The 18,620-nt window shown below is 36.0% G+C and carries 21 protein-coding genes; 13 read left to right on the top strand and 8 right to left on the bottom strand.

Features of this window, described 5'->3' with window-relative positions; all coding sequences use genetic code 11:
- Window positions 1-69 precede the first annotated feature (69 nt).
- The gene (locus DNG35_RS03200; protein WP_111126314.1) at window positions 70-1,659 is read left to right on the top strand and encodes a SulP family inorganic anion transporter; all 1,590 of its coding nucleotides are present in this window, start codon (window positions 70-72) and stop codon (window positions 1,657-1,659) included.
- 53 nt (window positions 1,660-1,712) lie between these two features.
- Window positions 1,713-3,578, top strand: a complete 1,866-nt coding sequence (locus DNG35_RS03195) for a SulP family inorganic anion transporter (RefSeq protein WP_111126313.1) — start codon at window positions 1,713-1,715, stop codon at window positions 3,576-3,578.
- On the opposite strand, the gene DNG35_RS03190 is transcribed toward DNG35_RS03195, so the two are convergent.
- Complete coding sequence (locus DNG35_RS03190; RefSeq protein ID WP_111126312.1) at window positions 3,575-4,096, bottom strand: CvpA family protein; 522 nt, start codon at window positions 4,094-4,096, stop codon at window positions 3,575-3,577. The two genes, DNG35_RS03195 and DNG35_RS03190, sit on opposite strands and share 4 nt — an antisense overlap.
- A gap of 50 nt (window positions 4,097-4,146) precedes the next feature.
- Here DNG35_RS03190 and DNG35_RS03185 point away from each other — a divergent pair, with 50 nt between their 5' ends.
- From DNG35_RS03185 to DNG35_RS03170, 4 genes are all read left to right on the top strand, one after another.
- A complete protein-coding gene (locus DNG35_RS03185) occupies window positions 4,147-4,503 on the top strand; it encodes a hypothetical protein (RefSeq protein ID WP_111126311.1) in 357 nt (118 codons plus the stop codon).
- Window positions 4,504-4,571: 68 nt separating this feature from the next.
- On the top strand, window positions 4,572-4,970 hold the full coding sequence (locus DNG35_RS03180; RefSeq protein ID WP_111126310.1) for a lipocalin family protein: 399 nt from the start codon (window positions 4,572-4,574) through the stop codon (window positions 4,968-4,970).
- A 70-nt stretch (window positions 4,971-5,040) separates the two neighbouring features.
- Window positions 5,041-6,063 (top strand): phenylalanine--tRNA ligase subunit alpha, encoded by a 1,023-nt coding sequence (gene pheS, locus DNG35_RS03175; protein ID WP_111126309.1) that lies wholly within the window; start codon window positions 5,041-5,043, stop codon window positions 6,061-6,063.
- The gene (locus DNG35_RS03170) at window positions 6,064-6,459 is read left to right on the top strand and encodes a hypothetical protein (RefSeq protein WP_111126308.1); all 396 of its coding nucleotides are present in this window, start codon (window positions 6,064-6,066) and stop codon (window positions 6,457-6,459) included.
- A 2-nt stretch (window positions 6,460-6,461) separates the two neighbouring features.
- Here the strand turns inward: DNG35_RS03170 and DNG35_RS03165 are convergent, their stop codons facing one another.
- Window positions 6,462-7,352 (bottom strand): DMT family transporter, encoded by an 891-nt coding sequence (locus tag DNG35_RS03165; RefSeq protein ID WP_111126307.1) that lies wholly within the window; start codon window positions 7,350-7,352, stop codon window positions 6,462-6,464.
- Between the two features lie 3 nt (window positions 7,353-7,355).
- Window positions 7,356-8,360, bottom strand: a complete 1,005-nt coding sequence (locus DNG35_RS03160; RefSeq protein WP_111126306.1) for an NAD(P)H-dependent glycerol-3-phosphate dehydrogenase — start codon at window positions 8,358-8,360, stop codon at window positions 7,356-7,358.
- 848 nt (window positions 8,361-9,208) lie between these two features.
- On the opposite strand from DNG35_RS03160, the gene DNG35_RS03155 reads away from it, so the two are divergent.
- The 4 genes from DNG35_RS03155 (at window position 9,209) to DNG35_RS03140 (ending at window position 12,180) form a co-directional block, all read left to right on the top strand.
- Window positions 9,209-10,411 (top strand): hypothetical protein, encoded by a 1,203-nt coding sequence (locus DNG35_RS03155; protein ID WP_111126305.1) that lies wholly within the window; start codon window positions 9,209-9,211, stop codon window positions 10,409-10,411.
- Between the two features lie 63 nt (window positions 10,412-10,474).
- On the top strand, window positions 10,475-10,951 hold the full coding sequence (locus DNG35_RS03150; protein WP_111126304.1) for a T6SS effector amidase Tae4 family protein: 477 nt from the start codon (window positions 10,475-10,477) through the stop codon (window positions 10,949-10,951).
- A gap of 6 nt (window positions 10,952-10,957) precedes the next feature.
- Complete coding sequence (locus DNG35_RS03145; protein WP_146228826.1) at window positions 10,958-11,353, top strand: hypothetical protein; 396 nt, start codon at window positions 10,958-10,960, stop codon at window positions 11,351-11,353.
- A 275-nt stretch (window positions 11,354-11,628) separates the two neighbouring features.
- Window positions 11,629-12,180, top strand: coding sequence for a hypothetical protein (locus DNG35_RS03140; protein ID WP_111126302.1), 552 nt, complete (start codon window positions 11,629-11,631; stop codon window positions 12,178-12,180).
- A 19-nt stretch (window positions 12,181-12,199) separates the two neighbouring features.
- On the opposite strand, the gene nadD is transcribed toward DNG35_RS03140, so the two are convergent.
- The 3 genes from nadD to DNG35_RS03125 are packed head-to-tail and all read right to left on the bottom strand — an operon-like array spanning window position 12,200 to window position 14,220.
- A complete protein-coding gene (gene nadD, locus DNG35_RS03135; RefSeq protein ID WP_111126301.1) occupies window positions 12,200-12,784 on the bottom strand; it encodes a nicotinate (nicotinamide) nucleotide adenylyltransferase in 585 nt (194 codons plus the stop codon).
- Window positions 12,785-12,787: 3 nt separating this feature from the next.
- Window positions 12,788-13,360 (bottom strand): guanylate kinase, encoded by a 573-nt coding sequence (gmk, locus tag DNG35_RS03130; RefSeq protein ID WP_111126300.1) that lies wholly within the window; start codon window positions 13,358-13,360, stop codon window positions 12,788-12,790.
- On the bottom strand, window positions 13,360-14,220 hold the full coding sequence (locus DNG35_RS03125; RefSeq protein ID WP_111126299.1) for a YicC/YloC family endoribonuclease: 861 nt from the start codon (window positions 14,218-14,220) through the stop codon (window positions 13,360-13,362). Before DNG35_RS03125 ends, gmk begins: the two co-directional genes overlap by 1 nt.
- Before the next feature lie 94 nt (window positions 14,221-14,314).
- Between DNG35_RS03125 and DNG35_RS03120 the strand changes: the two genes are divergently transcribed.
- Complete coding sequence (locus DNG35_RS03120) at window positions 14,315-14,794, top strand: thioesterase family protein (RefSeq protein WP_111126298.1); 480 nt, start codon at window positions 14,315-14,317, stop codon at window positions 14,792-14,794.
- Here the strand turns inward: DNG35_RS03120 and DNG35_RS03115 are convergent.
- Complete coding sequence (locus DNG35_RS03115; RefSeq protein WP_111126297.1) at window positions 14,789-15,139, bottom strand: arsenate reductase family protein; 351 nt, start codon at window positions 15,137-15,139, stop codon at window positions 14,789-14,791. The two genes, DNG35_RS03120 and DNG35_RS03115, sit on opposite strands and share 6 nt — an antisense overlap.
- Complete coding sequence (locus DNG35_RS03110; RefSeq protein WP_111126296.1) at window positions 15,129-15,920, bottom strand: DUF3298 and DUF4163 domain-containing protein; 792 nt, start codon at window positions 15,918-15,920, stop codon at window positions 15,129-15,131. The genes DNG35_RS03115 and DNG35_RS03110 overlap by 11 nt, the downstream gene beginning before the upstream one ends.
- 88 nt (window positions 15,921-16,008) lie before the next feature.
- Between DNG35_RS03110 and DNG35_RS03105 the strand changes: the two genes are divergently transcribed.
- Both DNG35_RS03105 and gdhA read left to right on the top strand, forming a co-directional pair.
- A complete protein-coding gene (locus tag DNG35_RS03105) occupies window positions 16,009-17,151 on the top strand; it encodes a cystathionine gamma-synthase (protein WP_111126295.1) in 1,143 nt (380 codons plus the stop codon).
- 116 nt (window positions 17,152-17,267) lie between these two features.
- On the top strand, window positions 17,268-18,611 hold the full coding sequence (gene gdhA, locus DNG35_RS03100; protein WP_111126294.1) for an NADP-specific glutamate dehydrogenase: 1,344 nt from the start codon (window positions 17,268-17,270) through the stop codon (window positions 18,609-18,611).
- The last annotated feature ends 9 nt before the right edge of the window (window positions 18,612-18,620 follow it).

Genomic DNA, 18,620 nt, shown 5'->3' with positions numbered 1-18,620 from the left:
CGTTTACTTTTTTATTTAACTAATTTATTTCTAACCGTAGGAAATATTTCCTACACAACTTTTTTATTTATGTTTAAGCATATCAGTAAAGACCTTCCAGCAAGTTTGGTCGTATTTTTTGTAGCATTACCTTTATGTTTGGGTATTGCTTTGGCAAGTGGAGCACCATTATTTTCAGGGCTTATCGCTGGAATTATTGGTGGTATCGTTGTCGGATCTATCAGTGGTTCTCAACTCGGTGTAAGTGGTCCAGCCGCAGGTTTGGCCGTTATTGTTTTGGCGGCAATAGCCTCTTTGGGCTTTGAAAATTTCTTGGTAGCTGTGGTTATTGGCGGGATTCTTCAAATCATCATGGGAGCACTAAAAGCAGGTGTGATTGGTTACTTCTTCCCCTCGTCGGTTATCAAAGGGATGCTGGCAGGTATAGGTATTATCATATTTTTAAAACAAATTCCACACGCATTTGGTTACGATAAAGATTATGAAGGTGACCTCAATTTTTTCCAATCTGACGGGCAAAATACTTTTACCGAGCTTATCAATATGCTCGACTATATTTCGCCAGGAGCCTTAGTAGTAACAGGAGTTAGCTTATTGATATTGTTGCTTTGGGAATTTATTTTAACAAAAAAGCATAAAATTTTTACAGTTATACCAGGACCATTAGTAGCGGTAGTCTTTGGAGTGATTTATCAAATTTTGATGAATGACAATGAAGCTTTAAGAATTTCTACAGAACATTTGGTACAGGTTCCTGTGCCAGAAAGCGCATCTGACTTTTTGGGGCAATTTACTTTTCCCAACTTTGCTGCCATTACCAATTATGAAGTATGGGTAACAGGGGTAACAATTGCTATTGTGGCCAGTTTAGAAACCTTACTTTGTGTAGAAGCATCAGATAAAATGGATCCTCACAAGCGTGAGACACCTACCAATCGAGAGCTCTTTGCGCAAGGTACTGGAAATATGCTTTCTGGATTAATTGGAGGTTTACCCGTAACCCAAGTAATTGTGAGAAGTTCTGCCAATGTACAGTCGGGAGGTCAAACTAAACTTTCAACCATACTACATGGTATTTTTCTATTAGTTTCTATTATCACTATTCCTACGCTTCTTAATATGATTCCTTTAGCCGTATTGGCTGCGATATTGTTATTGGTAGGTTACAAGTTGGCAAAACCCTCACTGTTCAAAGAAATGTATAGTTTAGGAAAACCTCAGTTTTTTCCCTTTATAGCAACTATTATAGGTATCGTTTTTACCGATTTATTGATAGGAATAGGCTTAGGTTTAGCGGTAGGAATCATCACTATTTTATTATACAGTTACAAAAACTCTCATTTTTTGCATAAGGAAACTAGTGCAGATGAGAAGAGTTTTAAAATGACCTTAGCGGAAGAAGTGACGTTTTTAAACAAAGGAGCTATTTCTAGGGAATTACACAGTTTGCCTAAAAATGCTTATTTAGAAATAGATGTACGCAAAACGAGAAGTTTAGATTTCGACATTATCGAGATTTTAGACGAATTTAAGATAAGGGCGGCAGAGAAAAATATAAATATCACTTTGTTATCCGAAAGAGGAACAATAAAAAATCCTGAGAGTTACAGAGAATTTTTCAAGAGAAAGGTTCGACCAGAATTAGCTCTAGACAGATAATTTTTTAAAATTAGAAATAAATAATTAACTTTCTGTTTCCTAAAATCGGAAATATGAAAGGATTATTTTCAAACTTAAAAGGCGACTTTTTTGGCGGGATTACCGCTGGAATAGTCGCTTTACCTTTAGCATTGGCTTTTGGTGTAAGCTCGGGTCTAGGGCCAAGTGCTGGTCTTTACGGAGCAATTTTTATTGGTTTCTTTGCGGCGCTCTTCGGCGGAACCAATACCCAAATTTCTGGGCCAACAGCTCCGATGACAGCCGTAAGTATGGTGGTAGTGGCAGGCATTGTTGCTGCTAATAAAGGAGATGTCAATCAAGCATTGCCAGCTATATTAACCGTTTTTCTATTAGCGGGGCTTATCCAGATTTTGTTGGGGGTTTTAAAATTAGGAAATTATATTCGTTATATTCCTTATCCGGTGGTTTCTGGCTTTATGACAGCTATCGGGATCATCATTATTGTCACTCAGATTTTACCATCTTTGGGATATTACCCGTTAGAAGATAAAGAATTACTAGAAAAATATAGGCCCAGAGCACAAGAAGTCGTTTTAGAAAACATTTTGAAAGATGAGGCCGAAGAAGGCATTTTGGTGCTCGAAGATTTCAAAGAAACGATTCGCAGGGCAAATTATATTTCGGAGGAAGATGTGATGAAAGAGGCAAAAATATTAGCCGCCAACGATTCTTCGGGAGTTATAGGAACTATAAAAGTTTTGCCCAAGGCTTTGGGTAATATCAATTTTTTAGAACTCTTTTTAGCTCTCGGCACTATCTTGATCATTTACGGATTTAAGAAAATAACGACCGCAGTTCCAAGTACTTTAGTGGCTTTGGTGGTGATGACACTTGTGGCGATTTTGTTTAACTTCGATTATAAACCTATCGCTAAAATACCAGACGGTTTTCCTATTCCTAAGTTAGAGATTATTACCGAATTTAAATTGGGCGCTATTACACCTTACATTTTTGCGGCAATTACACTTTCATTACTTGGGGCAATCGATTCTTTGCTTACCAGTTTAGTGGCTGATAATATGACCAAAACCAAGCATCAACCCAACAAAGAATTGGTTGGTCAAGGAATTGGTAACAGTATTGCTGCTCTTTTTGGTGGAATTCCAGGAGCGGGAGCAACCATAAGAACGGTGGTCAATATTCAATCGGGAGGAAAGACAAGACTTTCAGGGATGATAGCAGGTTTATTGTTGCTGGTCACCTTATTGCTTTTAGGGCCCATTGCTTCAACCATTCCAGCGGCTGTTTTAGCAGGAATTTTAATTACGGTTGGAATTGGGGTTATCGATTATAAAGGCTTAAAAGCCATACCAAGTTTACCAAAAGACTTAGATTTTGGTTGGATTAAAATAAGTTCTGAAGTAATGGTGATGTTTGTGGTGATGATCCTTTCTGCCGTTTGGAATTTGGTTTACGCCGTCGGAATAGGTTTTATCATTGCTTCACTCATGTTTATGAAACAAATAGGAAACCTTACTGCACAGCGCTCTTCAGTAAAAACCTTGTCGCAGAAAAAATCCTGGGCAGACCAAATAGGGATACCTGAAAACTTAAAAGAAGAAGTTTTCGTAAAATACGTCAAAGGACCTTTGTTTTTTGGCTCGACAGAAGAGTTTGAAAATCTTGCTGCAAAAATACCTGCTACGGCAACGACGGTTATCTTTAGATTCGGAAGAATGCAATATATTGACCAATCGGGACTTTATACCTTACTACGAGTGATACAAGATTTACAAAAAGCCAAGATAAAGGTTTTATTTGTCAATCTTTTAAAGCAACCACGTTATATGATGGAAAGAATAGATGTAATTCCGGATGTGGTTGCGGAAGAGTTTATTTTTGAAAATTTTGATGAGTGTAAAGAATGGATTACAGCAAATGTAAGAGATGTTGTTTAAATCTTGTTTTCCTCCCCATTTTTCTCTTTTCGTTTTTCGATATAATCTAACGAAACATCAAACACTTTTGGTGCTATCGATTTTACAGGAAGATACAAGAAAGAGTTTTCAATCGTTTTTTCTTTAAAGAAAATCTTTTCTGTAAAAGCGGGTTTATACATGATGATAGCACTGACTAGAAGGGCATATTTAGCAACATTAAAAAAGCCTCCTAAAATCCGATTGACAATCCCAAGGGCTAAAAAACCAGCGAGTTTGGTGAGAATTCTTCCGATTAAAACCAGCACAATAAAAACCAATAAGAAAGTAAGTATATAACCAATAATGCTGAGGTTGTTGATTTCGAAATTTAAAGTATTAATGAGAAAATTAGTAATGATATCGCTATGATATAGCGTCGCATAAATGGCTGCGGCAAGTGCTATGAGCGAAACCACAGCAGAAATAAAACCTTGCATAAAACCGCGTACAAAAGCATACACAAAAATAATTCCCAGCAGAACATCAATTAAATTCATATTTCAAATATAGAACAAAAATAAATTCATCACTTATGTATCTTTGCACTATGGTAAGAGACGAAGAACTTAAAACACGCTGGGAAACCCTACAACAAAAACTTTCGAAACAGTTTGCCGACGGCGAAACTTTAGACTTAGACGCGATTATTTATTTGGTTGGTGTTCAAGAATTGGGACAATTGCATCGACGCTTTAAAAAAGACCACAAGCTGGATTTGATGCATATTGCGATTTGCAAACTGTTAGAACCTTACGGTTATTATGAGTTTGATTATGTAGATGACGATGGTTGGCCGCATTATAAAAGTTTAGAAAAACTTCCTAACCTCAAAGCTGGCGAACAAAGTATTATGATGAAAGAAGCGTTGGTGGCTTATTTTTTGGAGAAAAATTACATTAAATAAAAAAACCTAAAAACACGCGCAACCTTTTTTCATTATTGCATCTATATAAAAACCTAAAATTATTTAAAATGAAAAAATTATTAGTATTAGCGAGTTTAATTTTATCCATTTCGTTAGTAAGCTGTAGCAATGATGATGATGGAGGTCAAGATCCAATCATTGGAACTTGGGAGCTTGAAAGCATTTCTTTTGAAGGGCAAGAATTCCCTCTAGAAGAATGTGAAGGAGAAACTACAGTTCAATTTAAAAGTAACGGAGAGGTTATTGCTACGGATTACATGTTGAATGAAAATGATGAATGTGAAGTAGATACAATTTCAGAAGGAACTTGGGAGTTGACACAAGGAACAACTTATCAAACAACTTTTGCAGGAGAAACTACTACTACAGAAGTTATTTTTTCAAACAACAACAATAAGTTTACCATTGAAGAAGATGGTTTTTCTTCAACTTTTGCAAAGCAATAAGATAAGCTTATAAAATGGTTTTTAAAGGTGCAAATTTTCTTAAATTTGCACCTTTAATGTTTTTAGCCCAATGATCGACAAGATAAAAGCTCATATTGCAGACGTAGAAAACTTCCAGACCGATGTTGCCGAAGAGGTAGAAAAATTCAGGATAGAATACCTTGGTAAAAAGGGAATTCTAAATGCGTTTTTTGCGGAATTTAAAAATGTACCCAACGAACAGAAAAAAGAGTTTGGACAAACCATCAACGAACTCAAAACTGCGGCACAAAATAAAGTAGAGGCTTTAAAAAATGCCTTATCGGATAAGCAAGAAGAAAAAGGAGTTTATGGTGATTTGTCACGTCCAGGCGAAGAGATTAATTTAGGTTCAAGACACCCAATTTCGATGGTTAAAAATCAGATCATCGATATTTTTTCAAACATTGGGTTTAACGTTTCCGAAGGTCCAGAAATCGAGGACGACTGGCACAACTTTACAGCTTTGAACTTGCCCGAATATCATCCGGCGCGAGATATGCAAGACACGTTTTTTATCCAAACCAATCCTGAAGATATTTTGTTGCGTACGCATACGTCGAGTGTACAAGTACGTTATATGGAAGAAAACAAACCGCCAATTCGTACCATCTCTCCAGGCCGTGTTTTCAGAAATGAAGCCATTTCTGCACGTTCACATTGTATTTTCCATCAAGTGGAAGGCTTGTATATCGATAAAGACGTAAGTTTTGCCGATTTAAAACAAACCTTGCAATATTTTACGCAACAACTCTTCGGAAAGTCTAAAATCAGACTGAGACCTTCTTATTTTCCGTTTACCGAGCCAAGTGCTGAAGTAGATATTTATTGGGGACTCAAAACCGAAACCGATTATAGAATTACCAAAGGAACAGGATGGTTAGAAATTATGGGCTGCGGAATGGTAGACCCAAATGTCTTAAAAAACTGTAACATCAACCCTGAAGATTATTCGGGTTTTGCTTTTGGGATGGGAATCGAACGTATTGCCATGTTGTTGTATCAAATAAGTGATATCAGAATGTTTTATGAAAATGATTTAAGGTTTTTAAATCAGTTTAAATCGGTGATTTAGATGCGAAAAGATATTGATATTCCAGAAGTAAAAGGCGTTTTTGTCGCCGCAATTTATACCTACAATGTTGCTTTTAAAGAAGACGAATGGAATGCTTACGTAATCAATGATAATAACGAACCTATAGAAACCGTGCTTATTGTTTCTACAGGCAGTAAGAACGACAAAAAATCATCAACCATACGCCATAAAATTGATGTTTTGCCTGCCAAATCCTTTTCAAAAATTGAGATGTTAACCGATGATTTAATCAACATCAACAATCAGTTCTCGGTGAGTTACTTTCACGGAAGTAAAATGTATCATAAAGATTTTATCTTCAAAGCGGGAACGATTAAAGAAAGTAGCACCCAAAAAATTCCCTTGATAGGAGAGCAAGGTATCTTGGCAGAATAAAACTAAGACTTTACTTTTCTCAGATTCATCAACACAATCGAAAAAAGAATCATCAAAATTCCAAGCCATTGTATAAGACTTACTTTTTCCTGTAGTAAAAAATAAGCCATGATAACAGCAACAGGCAATTCGATGGCAGAGAGAATTGCACCCAAACCAACATTTATTTTTGGCATTCCCGCCGTAAAAAGAAGTGGTGGTAAAATGGTGCCGAAAAAGGCTAAAATGGGTCCCCATAATAAAAAAACTCCCAAATCAAACGACTTGACTAACGACGGTAAAGTGACTATTGCTACGATTAAAAATCCGCCGATGAGCATATATTTGCTACGTGTGATCGATGGCATTTCGGTTGCAATTTGGCTCGAAGCATAAATCGTAATCGCATACGAAAGTGCTGCGATAAGACCATAGACAACGCCCAAAATATCTAAAGCAACATTTTCTGTCAAGACGTTGTTTGCTAGAACTGTTCCTAACAAAATGAGAATTACAGCAATAATTTTTACACTTTCGGGGAATTTTTTAAGCAGTATACTTTCGATAAGAACTCCCATCCAAACGCTTTGCATGAGCAAAACAATTCCGGCGGAGACCGAAATGTATTGTACCGATAGGTAATAAAAAATGCTGGTTAAACCCAATGAAGTCCCAGACAAAATAAGTTTTACAATATTTTTGCCCGCATAAACTTGTCGCTTCTTTTTCTTCTTTTGGTTGTAAAAAATATTGATGATAAATAGCGTGACCAAACCGAGCAACATCTGTGCAAAAGTGACTTCAAAAGGAGTAAAACCATCTTGGTAAGCCAATTTCACGAAAGTAGTCAATACGCCATAACTGGCAGCTCCCAAAACCACCAAAATGATACCTTTTAAGGTTTGGTTTTTCAAGTGTTAGTTGAGTTTTTCGGTTAGTTTTTTAAAGACTTTTTTAGGGTTTTTCTTTTCGTATAGAATTTCATAAACGGCATTGATAATAGGCGTTTTCGCTTTTTTCTTCCCTTTACTTTGGTTGATTTCGTAGGCACTTTTGGCAGCATAATAACCTTCGGCAATCATACTCATTTCCATTTGGGCACTTTTTACGGTATAACCTTTCCCAATCATATTTCCGAACATACGATTACGGCTAAAAACCGAATAACCGGTCACCAACAAATCACCCAAATAAGCGGAGTCGTTGATGTTGCGTTTCATCTTGTAAATACGTTTGATATAGCGCTTCATTTCGCGAATAGCGTTACTCATCAATACGCTTTGAAAATTGTCACCATAACCCAAGCCATGGGCAATTCCGGCAGCAATGGCGTAAATATTTTTAAGCATTGCCGCATATTCGGTACCGATAATGTCTTCTGAAATTTTACAGTTGATGTATTCGCTGTCAAGATGTGTGGCTAAAAGTTTTGCGTTGTCTTTATCCGCGCAAGCGATCGTGAGGTAAGAAAGCCGTTCGAGTGCGACTTCTTCGGCGTGACAAGGACCGGTAATTACGCCAATATTTTTAAATGGGATTTCGTACACATCGTGAAAATGTTCGCCGACAATGAGGCTGGTTTCTGGGACAATACCCTTAATGGCACTAAAAACCAACTTGTCTTTGAGCGAGACGCTAAGTTTCTCCAATTCGCTGCTCAAAAATGCCGAAGGGATGGCAAAAATAAGTACATCTGCTTGTTCTACCGCTTCGTTGATATTATTGGTGAGTTGTAGTTGCGTTACGTCAAACTCTACCGAACTTAGGTAATTGGGGTTGTGTTCTTCTTTTTGTATATGGGCAATCGCATCGGTATTTCGCATGTACCAAATCACTTTTTCGGTGTTTTCGCACAGCATTTTGGTAATGGCTGTTGCCCAACTTCCGCCGCCAAAAACGGCAATTTTTGTTTGTTGTTTCATCACTACAAAAATATTCAAAAAAAATGGACTTTTTTAGGTTTGTAACTCTTCTGAAATTTAGGAAGTTATAAATTTTAACAAAATTATAATTTTTGTTGTACAATTAATTCTGAAAATACTCCGTTATTGTAATAGATTTTTTGGTTGGTTATTTAGTTGAAAACCGCTTTACTATTCTTTTATAAGGATTTTGTAAAGCGGTTTTCTAATTCCAATGCTTATTTGCAGCATACTTTCTTCCACTTTTCTTGTAATAGTGATTTTATCTTTTTTATAAAGTTAAGCGATAAAATAAATTTTGGTTTTTGATGCCTACTGAATGGTTTCACCTATGTGATACATTCGCTAAGATTCCCCCATGTTCCTTCCCAACAGCTCCCTAGTAACGCCCTATCAAGAGTAGGGTTCAAGTATAGCTGGACCGCTGCTGGTTCGATGCTGACCCGTAGTTCCCCCGTAAATGGGGACTTTGTACGAGCTAGCATCGAAGGAGTATCGAGTTAGTATCGGGTTAGCTATAGGCTTGGTATAAGGATAAATACCTTGGAAATAGAAGTGTTCAGGGCTTTTACATAGGTTTTCTAGTAGAGATGGCTTACTTTGTTTTGGCTACAGGAAATTGAGAGGTAGGATTAAAAAAAAGAGTTGGCTCAGAAAGATGTTCTTAGCAATACTTTTAAAGCTAAACCATTACTTAACAATAATCTAACTGCCTAAAACTTGCTTTTGACGATAAAATTTTATTTATTAGCAAAACATTAACATACTTTATCGCTAATTATGAAATTTACACGCTACACGCTACACGCTACACGCTTAAGCTACTACTTTGTTTAATTTTTGTTGGAATGGTGGGTTGCGAACCCGATATAGAAATAGAGAAAGAGGATGCTATCATAGAGCATTCATACAAAATTATTACATCGGAGGAAATTCCTGATTTCGATAAAATCAAGACAAACCTTGGAAACTTAGAAAACACTTCTTCAATTTTTTTAGGTAGAACAGTTGAAACTTATTATGGGATAGAAAACGTGATTACTGATGAAGTCATACAAATTACGGATGAATATGGAGTGAGCAATTATATTTTAGAGATTGATACCCATTTTGAAGAAACAGGCTACTTAGAAAACATGATTTTGATGGAAACAACAGACGGTTACATCAGTTACATTATGCGCTATACCCCTTCTGATGAATATATGGCAGATGAGTTGAATTATACCCCAGAAGGAAATTTTGTGATTGATCCCGAAAACTTTGAAGGGACCATTACAAAGTATAGTCTCGAACGCGAGGAGATATGGAGATATGAGCCAGAAACACAGGCTATTAATAGCATTACAATTACTATTTGCAGCTTTTCACTTGTGCAATACTGCTCTAATACCTATTCAGGAAACCCAAATGGGGAACCTCATGTAAGAGGGCCAAAATGTAATGGCCCTTTTTCACAAAATTTTGTAGAAAGTTGTTATACCGTGAGTATCGGAGGAGGAAGCGGTGAAGACGGAGGAGAGCCTTCAGATGGAGAACCTGGTGACGGTTCTGGGAATAATAATCCAGGTAATGGAGATCCGGGCAGCAATGATCCACCAAGTAATGGAGGTGGTAATGGCAACTATAATGGCCAAACCGATGGTACATTAATTATCGATGGACAACCCCTAAGCGGAATAGGAACAAGTGCTGTATCTAACGAGTTAACAGCTATCAAACAATTTAGCGAAAATATAGATATTAGGATTTCTGTATTGATAGCATTGTTGGATATGAATATCAACCATCCTCTATATAATTACATCAATTTTGAGATGGAAGGAGAAACAATGCAGCAAGTGATTAACTTTCTTACTGATAATAAAGACGAAAATGGAGATGTTTTACCAGAAGCCCAAGCCTTCGCCCTAGAAGCCATGCAATTTATATCGGAAAATCCTGGGATAACTTTTAGTGAATATGAAAATTGGTTTTCAAGAGAAGATGAAAGTCAAGATTTTTTTTATGATGCGGATTATTGGGAAAATCCAAATTTAACATTTCCTTAACAAAATTTACCTAGTTGGAATGATTTCAATGATGGTTACCCAAGAAACGAAGACGGTTCGTTTATGACAGGAGCCGATAATGTATATAGTTATGTTGGTGGTGATGTAGCGCAAGCTAGGTTAGATTATCCAATTGAAACAAATAATACTTGTGCATTAAAAGTTTCTATTGCTTTAAATGAATCAGGAATTAACATACCCTTTATACAAAGTACATCAGGAAATCCTGGTACAATTCAAGGTGCTGATGGAAAATATTATTTTTTAAACGCTAAGGCTTTAAATGTGTGGATGAAAAAAACTTTTGGAATTTCACCATCAAATCCACAACATTATAAATATAATTCTGTTGATGGAGGAACTGATGGAGAAAACTTCCCCACTCTTTTAAACGGGAAAAAGGGTATTTATAGCATGATACCTGATCCACAAGCTAATTTTGGTGCAAGTGGTCATGCAGATATGTTTGACGGCAATAAATGTGCTGCAAAATGTTATTTTAATGTTGCACAAGAAATTGATTTTTGGGTGTTAAATTAGATAATGATGAAAAGAAACTTTTTGTTATTCATAATTATACTATTTATGTATAATTGTAAAACTACTACAAGAACCACTAAAGCAGAGTATAATTTTTTACGAGACCATTTTAAGTTTACCTATTTCCAAGATTGTTTAAAACATGGTTTTAATAAATCTGATGAGATAATGAAGATATTGGTAGAAGATAAAAGCTATAGATCAGATTTTATATTAGGAATGCAGAACTATAAATACATAGATAGTCTCGCAAAGTTAACTGCAAAAGCTATTAAAAAAGATTCAATAAAATCTCTAACAACAGCACATGAATCTGCACAAGGAAAAAAAGTTTTCAAAAAGTGTTTATGTGATTATAACAGTAAATGGCTAGATTCAATTGCTACCTCTCGTTTAAAATAAATGTAACAGATCATTTTGTTGTAATTGTAGGTATGGGGTCAGATACTTAAGGAGGTTATTTTATATTTTATGATAATAATGCTTCTGGAAATTCAGATGATGGAGCTAGCGATGAAAACAAATTTTATTATGACTCTAATCCCGCTAGTGTTAGACTGAGTTGGGTGCCGAATGTAGATTTAAAAATGTATGAGTAGGACACGAGTTGCAAACTCGCAATAGCTCGGGGATTCAAAAAAGTGGTTAGAAGAGAATAAACCTAAAAATTACCTTTAATGATTATCAATAAATACTTTATCATTTTATTTTTAGGAACAATTTTACAGTCATGTGATTCTTTAAAGAATACAGACAAAGATGTTTTTATGGTTAAAAGCTATGATTCCTCAATAATCAAGGAGTATAAGTATAACGATACAATATTGGTTTTGTTTGATTTAAATGATTCTAAAAATTATATAAGGGATTATATTGCTAGAGTTGATGAAGATAACCTAATTAAAGTAAAAAGTTTTCATTTAAGAGGAAAAGAGTCAGAGATAATTTTAAATCACTTAAAGAAACAAAAAAAATTGACAGAAAACTCTGACAGAGTAGAGTATATTATTGTTCCATCTCCATATGATGAGTTGACTTTTTCTGATATTTCTATATTTGGTGAAAATATACCTATCTTAGGTGAGAAAAAGCTAGAAGAAATTACAGCGACAGACTTTTTTTATAATTTTAAAACAAAAAAAATCTATGTTATAGTACCTCAAGAGAATAACTTCTTTAAGGCATATGGTGTAGGGGTAGGCTTGAATGATGTTATAACCAGAGAGTGAGTTTTGTCATAATAAAAATTCACTCATAAAACCCCATTTTGTCGATATATTCCCAAACTTCTTTGGGTAATAAAGGTTTGATATTTTTCTTTTCTTTAATGGCCTTGCGAATAAAGGTAGAGGAAATTTCCATAATGGGAGCAGCAATCATTTTTACTTTGGGATGCGTAGCAAGTTCTGGAGTAGTTTTTTGGGCATATACACGAGGATAAACCAACAATTCTTGGTTTTGAAGAATCACCTCGTAGTTTTTCCATTTTTTAAAGCTTTGTAAATTGTCTTCGCCCATCACCAAAACAAAATGATAATCGGGGTATTTTTCTTCCAGATGCACCAACGTATTTACCGTATAATTGGGTTGTGGTAAACCAAACTCAATGTCACTGGGTTTGAGTTTGGTATAATCTTGTGTTGCCAGATGTACTATTTCGAGACGTTGGTAGTCATCTAGCAATGTTTTCTTTTTTTTATGCGGATTATGTGGCGTGACCACCATCCAAACTTCATCTACATCACCAAACTCTGCAATATGATTGGCAATAGCCAAATGCCCAATATGTATCGGGTTGAAGGTGCCAAAAAAAAGAGCCACTTTCTTTTTCATCTGCTAGTTATTGAGGTAGTTTTTTACCAATCGATACGATTCGTCTAAAGCTTCTTTCAGGTTATTGTTTTCGATAATATAATCAAATTGTGGCGCTGTTGCCAACTCTATCGAGGCTTTGGCAATCCGCATATTGATACGGTCTTCACTTTCTGTTTTTCGCTTTTTAAGTCTAATTTTTAGTTCTTCGATGCTTGGTGGTTTTACAAAAACCGCTAAGGTCCTTTCGGGATATAATTTTTTAATGTCCAATCCACCAACTACGTCAATATCAAAAACAACGTGTTTCCCACTTTCCCAAATGCGATAGACTTCTTTTTTTAAGGTGCCATAAAAATTGTCGCGATAGACTTCCTCCCATTCTAAAAAATCATCATTTTTGATGTGTTTTTTAAACTCTTCGGCACTCATAAAATAGTATTCTTTACCGTGTTGTTCGTCACCTCGTGGAGCACGTGAAGTCGCCGAAATAGAGAATTCTAAATTGAGGTCTTCTTGGTTGAGTAAATGTTTTACAATGGTTGTTTTTCCTGAACCAGAGGGAGCAGAAAACACAATAAGTTTACCTTCTATCATTACAATACGTTTAGTAATTGTTCTTTTATTTTTTCAAGCTCGTCTTTCATCTGTACGACGAGTTTTTGCATCGGGGCATAATTAGACTTGCTTCCAATGGTGTTGATTTCACGACCAATTTCTTGACCGATAAAACCTAGTTTTTTTCCATTTGGAGTCTCAGTTTTCATAGTTTCTAAAAAGTATGCTAAATGATTGCCCAACCTTATTTTTTCTTCGGTGATATCGTATTTTTCGATGTAGAAAATGAGTTCTTGCTCAAAACGATTTTCATCTACATTTTCTTTGATTTCTGCAATGCCCTTTTCTAACCTTTCGCGTACAGCGATAATTCGCTCGGGATCAATCTCAACGACATCTTCCAAGAGTTTTTTGAGGTTGGTAATGCGTAATAAAAACTCTTTTTCCAAGACAGCGCCTTCGTCTTTACGGTGCTGCAAAAGACTTTCTGTAGCCTCGGAAATCGTAGCTTCTATTTCTTTATACTGACCTTCATCTATTTCTTCACGCTCGGTTTTTAAGGTGTCTGGCAGTCGCATGGCAATCGCCATCAGCTCGCTTTCGCTGGAATGATTTGAAATATTCTGAAGTTGTTTGATGTAAGTTTTTACTACCGCTTCGTTGACACTTGCTGAGGTGTTTTCGCCCGTAGATTCTATATACAGGTTTAAATCTATTTTCCCACGTTGTAATTTCTGTGCGATAAACTGTCTCATGCTCAGTTCTTTTTCGCGGTATTGCGACGGAATACGGGTGTTTAAATCTAAACTCTTACTGTTTAAAGATTTTATTTCTATCGTAATTTTGTTTTCGGGTAAGGTTTTTACGGCTTTTCCAAAACCTGTCATCGATAAAATCATAGGCTGTTTTTAAAAAGGCAAAGGTAATGAAAAACAATTTTTAAGCGAGTTGAATTTATTTTTGTAATTTTATGCACGCATAATAAATAAGAGCATGTACAAAAAAAAGTTTGAAATTCGTTGGAGTGATATCGATGCCAATCGTCATTTGGCAAATTCGGCTTACCTCAATTTTATGAGCCACACCCGAATGTCTTTTTTATTACAAAACGGTTTTGGTCAAGACGAACTTAAAAAATACAACATTGGTCCCGTAGTCTTTTACGAGCACATTTATTATTTCAAAGAAATTTTTCCAGGGAAACCGATAACGGTTACCTTAGAATTAAAGGGTTTGTCTGAAGACGGGATGTTTTTTGAATTTTCGCACAACTTCTACACCGAAGACGGAAAACATTGTGCAAGTTGCGAAATGTTAGGAACATGGATCGATTTAAAAACTCGAAAAATCACCATTTTACCAGAACACTTGCTCAAAAACCTTCAAGGTTTATCTAAGACAACAGATTTTAGAGTGCTCACCAAAGAAGACACGAGAAAATTTGGTAAAAAACCGCAGGATTTAGAATTATAAATTTTCTTTTAAAGATGCAACCGTTTTCTTGCTGTTTCCTATAAAGGCTTGATTTTTTACCACAAAAACAGGTCTTTTTAGAAATGTGTAGTGTTCTAGAATAAGGTCTTTATAATCTTTTTCAGAAAGATTCTTGTTTTTTAAATCTCGCTGCTTATAAAGCTGTGCTCGTTTATTAAAAAGACTTTCGTAACTTCCAGCAAGTTGATGCAATTCTTCTAATTCTTTCTCTGAAATTGGTTGCTCTTTGATGTTTTGGAGTGTCGTGTTTTCAGGCAAACTCACTTCATTTAAAATGCGTTTACAAGTATCGCAAGTAGAGAGATGATAGACTTTATTCTTCATTTTTCAAAAACTTTTGAAGCTGTGCAGTTGGCACTACCATTTTTATTTGTCCTTCCGCGTAAGCTGCAATTTCGTATGGATTGTACATTAAATGAACACTGTCTTTGGTAATTGCCATATTTTCGGGCAAGACAAACTGATCGTCTTCAAAAAAATAACCACGGGCATTTAGGCTTTCTTTCGGGCTGATGCCCTTTTTCTTTCTAAAAATATTTTCGATTTCGCGGGTAAAACCTTGGATATCGGTAATCATTTCTTCCTTCTCTATAAAATGGCCGTCTTTTTTATCGAAAGTGCTAAAATGTGTTGCACCATATCCGTGCGCTCCACCCATATAGGTGTAAGATTTGGTTTCGATGACCAATTTATTTTTGTTTTCTTCCTTGAGGTGCTGATCAATCATCAGCTCATATTCTGCAGATGACTCCGGAAAATCCTGTTTAAACTTGTGGTAATCGTTTATAAATTTATCTATTGCCTCATCAATGGTTTCGGGCGATTCTCCCGTTTCCTGATTTGTGTAGATAACTTTTGCCAAAAACGCTTGGTTTCGTTGGTTAAGTGCTTCAGTATTTTCAGTTCCCTTAAAATTATAATAAGCAACATCTATGCTTGGGCATTTTACAGCTTCACAATTGGTATAATCAGTGCTTCTTTTCATTACTTTTTCGGTAACTAAATCCGTTGTGGTGATTTCTTCTTTCGTATTTTCTTGCTTGGGATCGTTTTTACATGCCATCAAAAACAAGAAAAAAAGCGATAAAGGGATAAGTTTTTTCATTGCGTTATTTAGTTAAGTAAAAACTAAAGGTAAGTTGTATTTTGTGATTGCACAAATCGTATCATACATTTGTAAAAAATAAAATACTATGAAATTTAATACCAAAGCAATACACGGCGGACAAGAAAATATAGATCCTGCATACGGAGCAGTGATGCCACCAATTTATCAAACATCGACCTATCACCAGAAAACACCTGGTGGGCATAAAGGTTTTGAGTACTCTAGAAGTGCCAACCCAACGAGAACCGCTTTAGAAAATGCAATTGCAAGTTTAGAAAACGGAAATCATGGTTTGGCTTTTGGCTCGGGCTTGGCAGCAATCGATGCTATTTTAAAATTGTTTAAACCTGGCGATGAAATTATTTCTACCAACGATTTATACGGCGGAACTTACCGACTTTTCACCAAGATTTTCGAAGATTTTGGGCTAAAATTCCATTTTGTAGGGATGAACAATGCCGAACATATCGAGCAATACATCAACGATAACACAAAAATGGTTTGGGTAGAAACCCCAACTAACCCGATGATGAATATCATTGACATCAAAAAAATAGCTTCGATTACAAAAAAGCACAATTTACTTTTGGCGGTAGACAACACCTTCGCAACACCTTATTTGCAACAGCCTATAGATTTGGGTGCCGATATCGTGATGCACAGTGCGACCAAATATATCGCAGGTCATAGTGATGTCGTGATGGGACTTTTGGCGGTAAAAGACCAAGCACTTGCAGAAAAGTTGTATTTCATACAAAATGCAAGTGGTGCAATTGCTGGTCCGCAAGATAGTTTTCTCGCTTTACGCGGAATAAAAACACTGCATGTTAGAATGCAACGTCATTGTGAAAATGGTAAGGCGATTGCTGAGTTTTTAGATCAGCATCCAAAAATTGATAAAGTATATTGGCCAGGATTAGAAAACCACCCCAACCGTGATGTTGCTGCCACACAAATGAAGGATTTTGGAGGAATGCTCTCTTTCACAACCAAAGAAGGAACATTGGATTCTGCCGTAAAAATTGTGGAAAAAATCAAAGTTTTTACCTTAGCAGAATCACTGGGTGGTGTAGAATCTTTAGCTGGACACCCAGCTTCGATGACGCATGCATCCATTCCGAAAGAAGAAAGGGAAAAAACAGGTGTGGTTGATTCGCTTATCCGCTTAAGTGTAGGAATTGAAGATATCGATGATTTGATTGATGACTTGAAGCAAGCTATAGGGTAAGATAGCACTTTAGTTATAAAGCGATTAGAAAATATTATTTCTAAAATAAAACGCTTTCAACGAAAGTTAGTTTATATTTGCAACACGAAAAAACAACTTTTATTTTTTAAACTATTATGAAAAAAAGCGTAAAAGACTTTTTAGATAAAGTTGCTATCAGAAATGCCAATGAACCAGAGTTCATGCAGGCAGTTCACGAAGTAGCAGAGACCATTATTCCTTTTATAGAAGAAAACAAAAAGTACCAAAACAAAATGCTTCTGGAGCGAATGGTAGAACCAGAGAGAGTGATTATGTTTAGAGTGCCTTGGATTGATGATAAAGGCAATACACAAATCAATAGAGGTTTTAGAATTCAAATGAATTCTGCGATTGGACCATATAAAGGTGGTTGTCGTTTCCACCCTTCGGTTAATTTGAGTATCTTAAAGTTTTTAGCTTTCGAACAAGTTTTCAAAAATAGTTTAACAACTCTACCAATGGGTGGTGGAAAAGGAGGTTCTGACTTTGACCCTAAAGGGAAATCAGATAATGAAGTGATGCGTTTTTGTCAAAGTTTTATGACTGAACTCCAAAGACATATTGGTGCAAATACCGATGTTCCTGCAGGAGATATTGGTGTTGGAGCAAGAGAAGTTGGTTACATGTTTGGTCAATACAAAAGATTGAGAAACGAGTTTACAGGTATTTTAACCGGTAAAGGAATCACTTACGGAGGTTCTTTGATTAGACCGGAAGCAACTGGTTACGGTAACGTATATTTTGCACAAAGTATGTTGGGGACCAAAGGTGATTCTTTTAAAGGAAAAACAGTTGTTGTTTCAGGTTCAGGAAACGTTGCGCAGTATGCTGCCGAAAAAGTGATACAATTAGGCGGTAAAGTAGTGACTTTCTCAGATTCTTCTGGTTATATTTACGATGAAGCAGGAATAGACGCTAAGAAATTAGCTTTTGTGATGAAGTTGAAAAACGAAAAAAGAGGAAGAATAAAAGAATATGCAGACAAATATAAAACCGCAAAATACTTTGAAGGAAAAACACCTTGGGAAGTAAAATGTGACGTAGCCTTACCTTGTGCTACCCAAAATGAACTTCAAGAAGCTGATGCTAAAAAGTTAGTAAAAAATGGTTGTATATGTGTAGGAGAAGGTGCGAATATGCCTTGTACTCCAGAAGCAGTTATGGTTTTCCAGAAAGCTAAAATTCTGTTCTCTCCAGGGAAAGCCTCTAATGCTGGAGGTGTAGCAACTTCTGGTTTAGAAATGTCTCAAAACTCGATGCGTTACAACTGGACAGCGGAAGAAGTAGATAAAAAGTTATATAATATTATGAAAGATATCCACGCAGCTTGTGTAAAATACGGAGCCGACGGAAAAGGTTATGTAGATTACGTAAGAGGAGCAAATATTGCAGGTTTTGTAAAAGTAGCCGATGCAATGTTGGCACAAGGAGTGGTATAAACATAAAAC

Source organism: Mesonia sp. K7, from assembly GCF_003233725.1.
Lineage (GTDB): Bacteria > Bacteroidota > Bacteroidia > Flavobacteriales > Flavobacteriaceae > Mesonia.
Note: the sequence above shows the minus strand (reverse complement) of the source record. Positions and strands in the feature narration are given on the sequence as shown.

Bases quoted from the DNA above. Each gene is read 5' to 3' on its own strand.
- DNG35_RS03110 (WP_111126296.1), bottom strand. From the start codon at position 15,920: ATGAAAAAACTTATCCCTTTATCGCTTTTTTTCTTGTTTTTGATGGCA.
- DNG35_RS03150 (WP_111126304.1), top strand. From the start codon at position 10,475: ATGACAGGAGCCGATAATGTATATAGTTATGTTGGTGGTGATGTAGCG.
- gmk (WP_111126300.1), bottom strand. From the start codon at position 13,360: ATGATAGAAGGTAAACTTATTGTGTTTTCTGCTCCCTCTGGTTCAGGA.
- nadD (WP_111126301.1), bottom strand. From the start codon at position 12,784: ATGAAAAAGAAAGTGGCTCTTTTTTTTGGCACCTTCAACCCGATACAT.
- DNG35_RS03155 (WP_111126305.1), top strand. From the start codon at position 9,209: ATGGTGGGTTGCGAACCCGATATAGAAATAGAGAAAGAGGATGCTATC.
- DNG35_RS03195 (WP_111126313.1), top strand. From the start codon at position 1,713: ATGAAAGGATTATTTTCAAACTTAAAAGGCGACTTTTTTGGCGGGATT.
- pheS (WP_111126309.1), top strand. From the start codon at position 5,041: ATGATCGACAAGATAAAAGCTCATATTGCAGACGTAGAAAACTTCCAG.
- DNG35_RS03145 (WP_146228826.1), top strand. From the start codon at position 10,958: ATGAAAAGAAACTTTTTGTTATTCATAATTATACTATTTATGTATAAT.
- DNG35_RS03185 (WP_111126311.1), top strand. From the start codon at position 4,147: ATGGTAAGAGACGAAGAACTTAAAACACGCTGGGAAACCCTACAACAA.
- DNG35_RS03160 (WP_111126306.1), bottom strand. From the start codon at position 8,360: ATGAAACAACAAACAAAAATTGCCGTTTTTGGCGGCGGAAGTTGGGCA.
- DNG35_RS03115 (WP_111126297.1), bottom strand. From the start codon at position 15,139: ATGAAGAATAAAGTCTATCATCTCTCTACTTGCGATACTTGTAAACGC.
- DNG35_RS03190 (WP_111126312.1), bottom strand. From the start codon at position 4,096: ATGAATTTAATTGATGTTCTGCTGGGAATTATTTTTGTGTATGCTTTT.
- DNG35_RS03180 (WP_111126310.1), top strand. From the start codon at position 4,572: ATGAAAAAATTATTAGTATTAGCGAGTTTAATTTTATCCATTTCGTTA.
- DNG35_RS03120 (WP_111126298.1), top strand. From the start codon at position 14,315: ATGTACAAAAAAAAGTTTGAAATTCGTTGGAGTGATATCGATGCCAAT.
- DNG35_RS03125 (WP_111126299.1), bottom strand. From the start codon at position 14,220: ATGATTTTATCGATGACAGGTTTTGGAAAAGCCGTAAAAACCTTACCC.
- DNG35_RS03170 (WP_111126308.1), top strand. From the start codon at position 6,064: ATGCGAAAAGATATTGATATTCCAGAAGTAAAAGGCGTTTTTGTCGCC.
- gdhA (WP_111126294.1), top strand. From the start codon at position 17,268: ATGAAAAAAAGCGTAAAAGACTTTTTAGATAAAGTTGCTATCAGAAAT.
- DNG35_RS03140 (WP_111126302.1), top strand. From the start codon at position 11,629: ATGATTATCAATAAATACTTTATCATTTTATTTTTAGGAACAATTTTA.
- DNG35_RS03105 (WP_111126295.1), top strand. From the start codon at position 16,009: ATGAAATTTAATACCAAAGCAATACACGGCGGACAAGAAAATATAGAT.
- DNG35_RS03200 (WP_111126314.1), top strand. From the start codon at position 70: ATGTTTAAGCATATCAGTAAAGACCTTCCAGCAAGTTTGGTCGTATTT.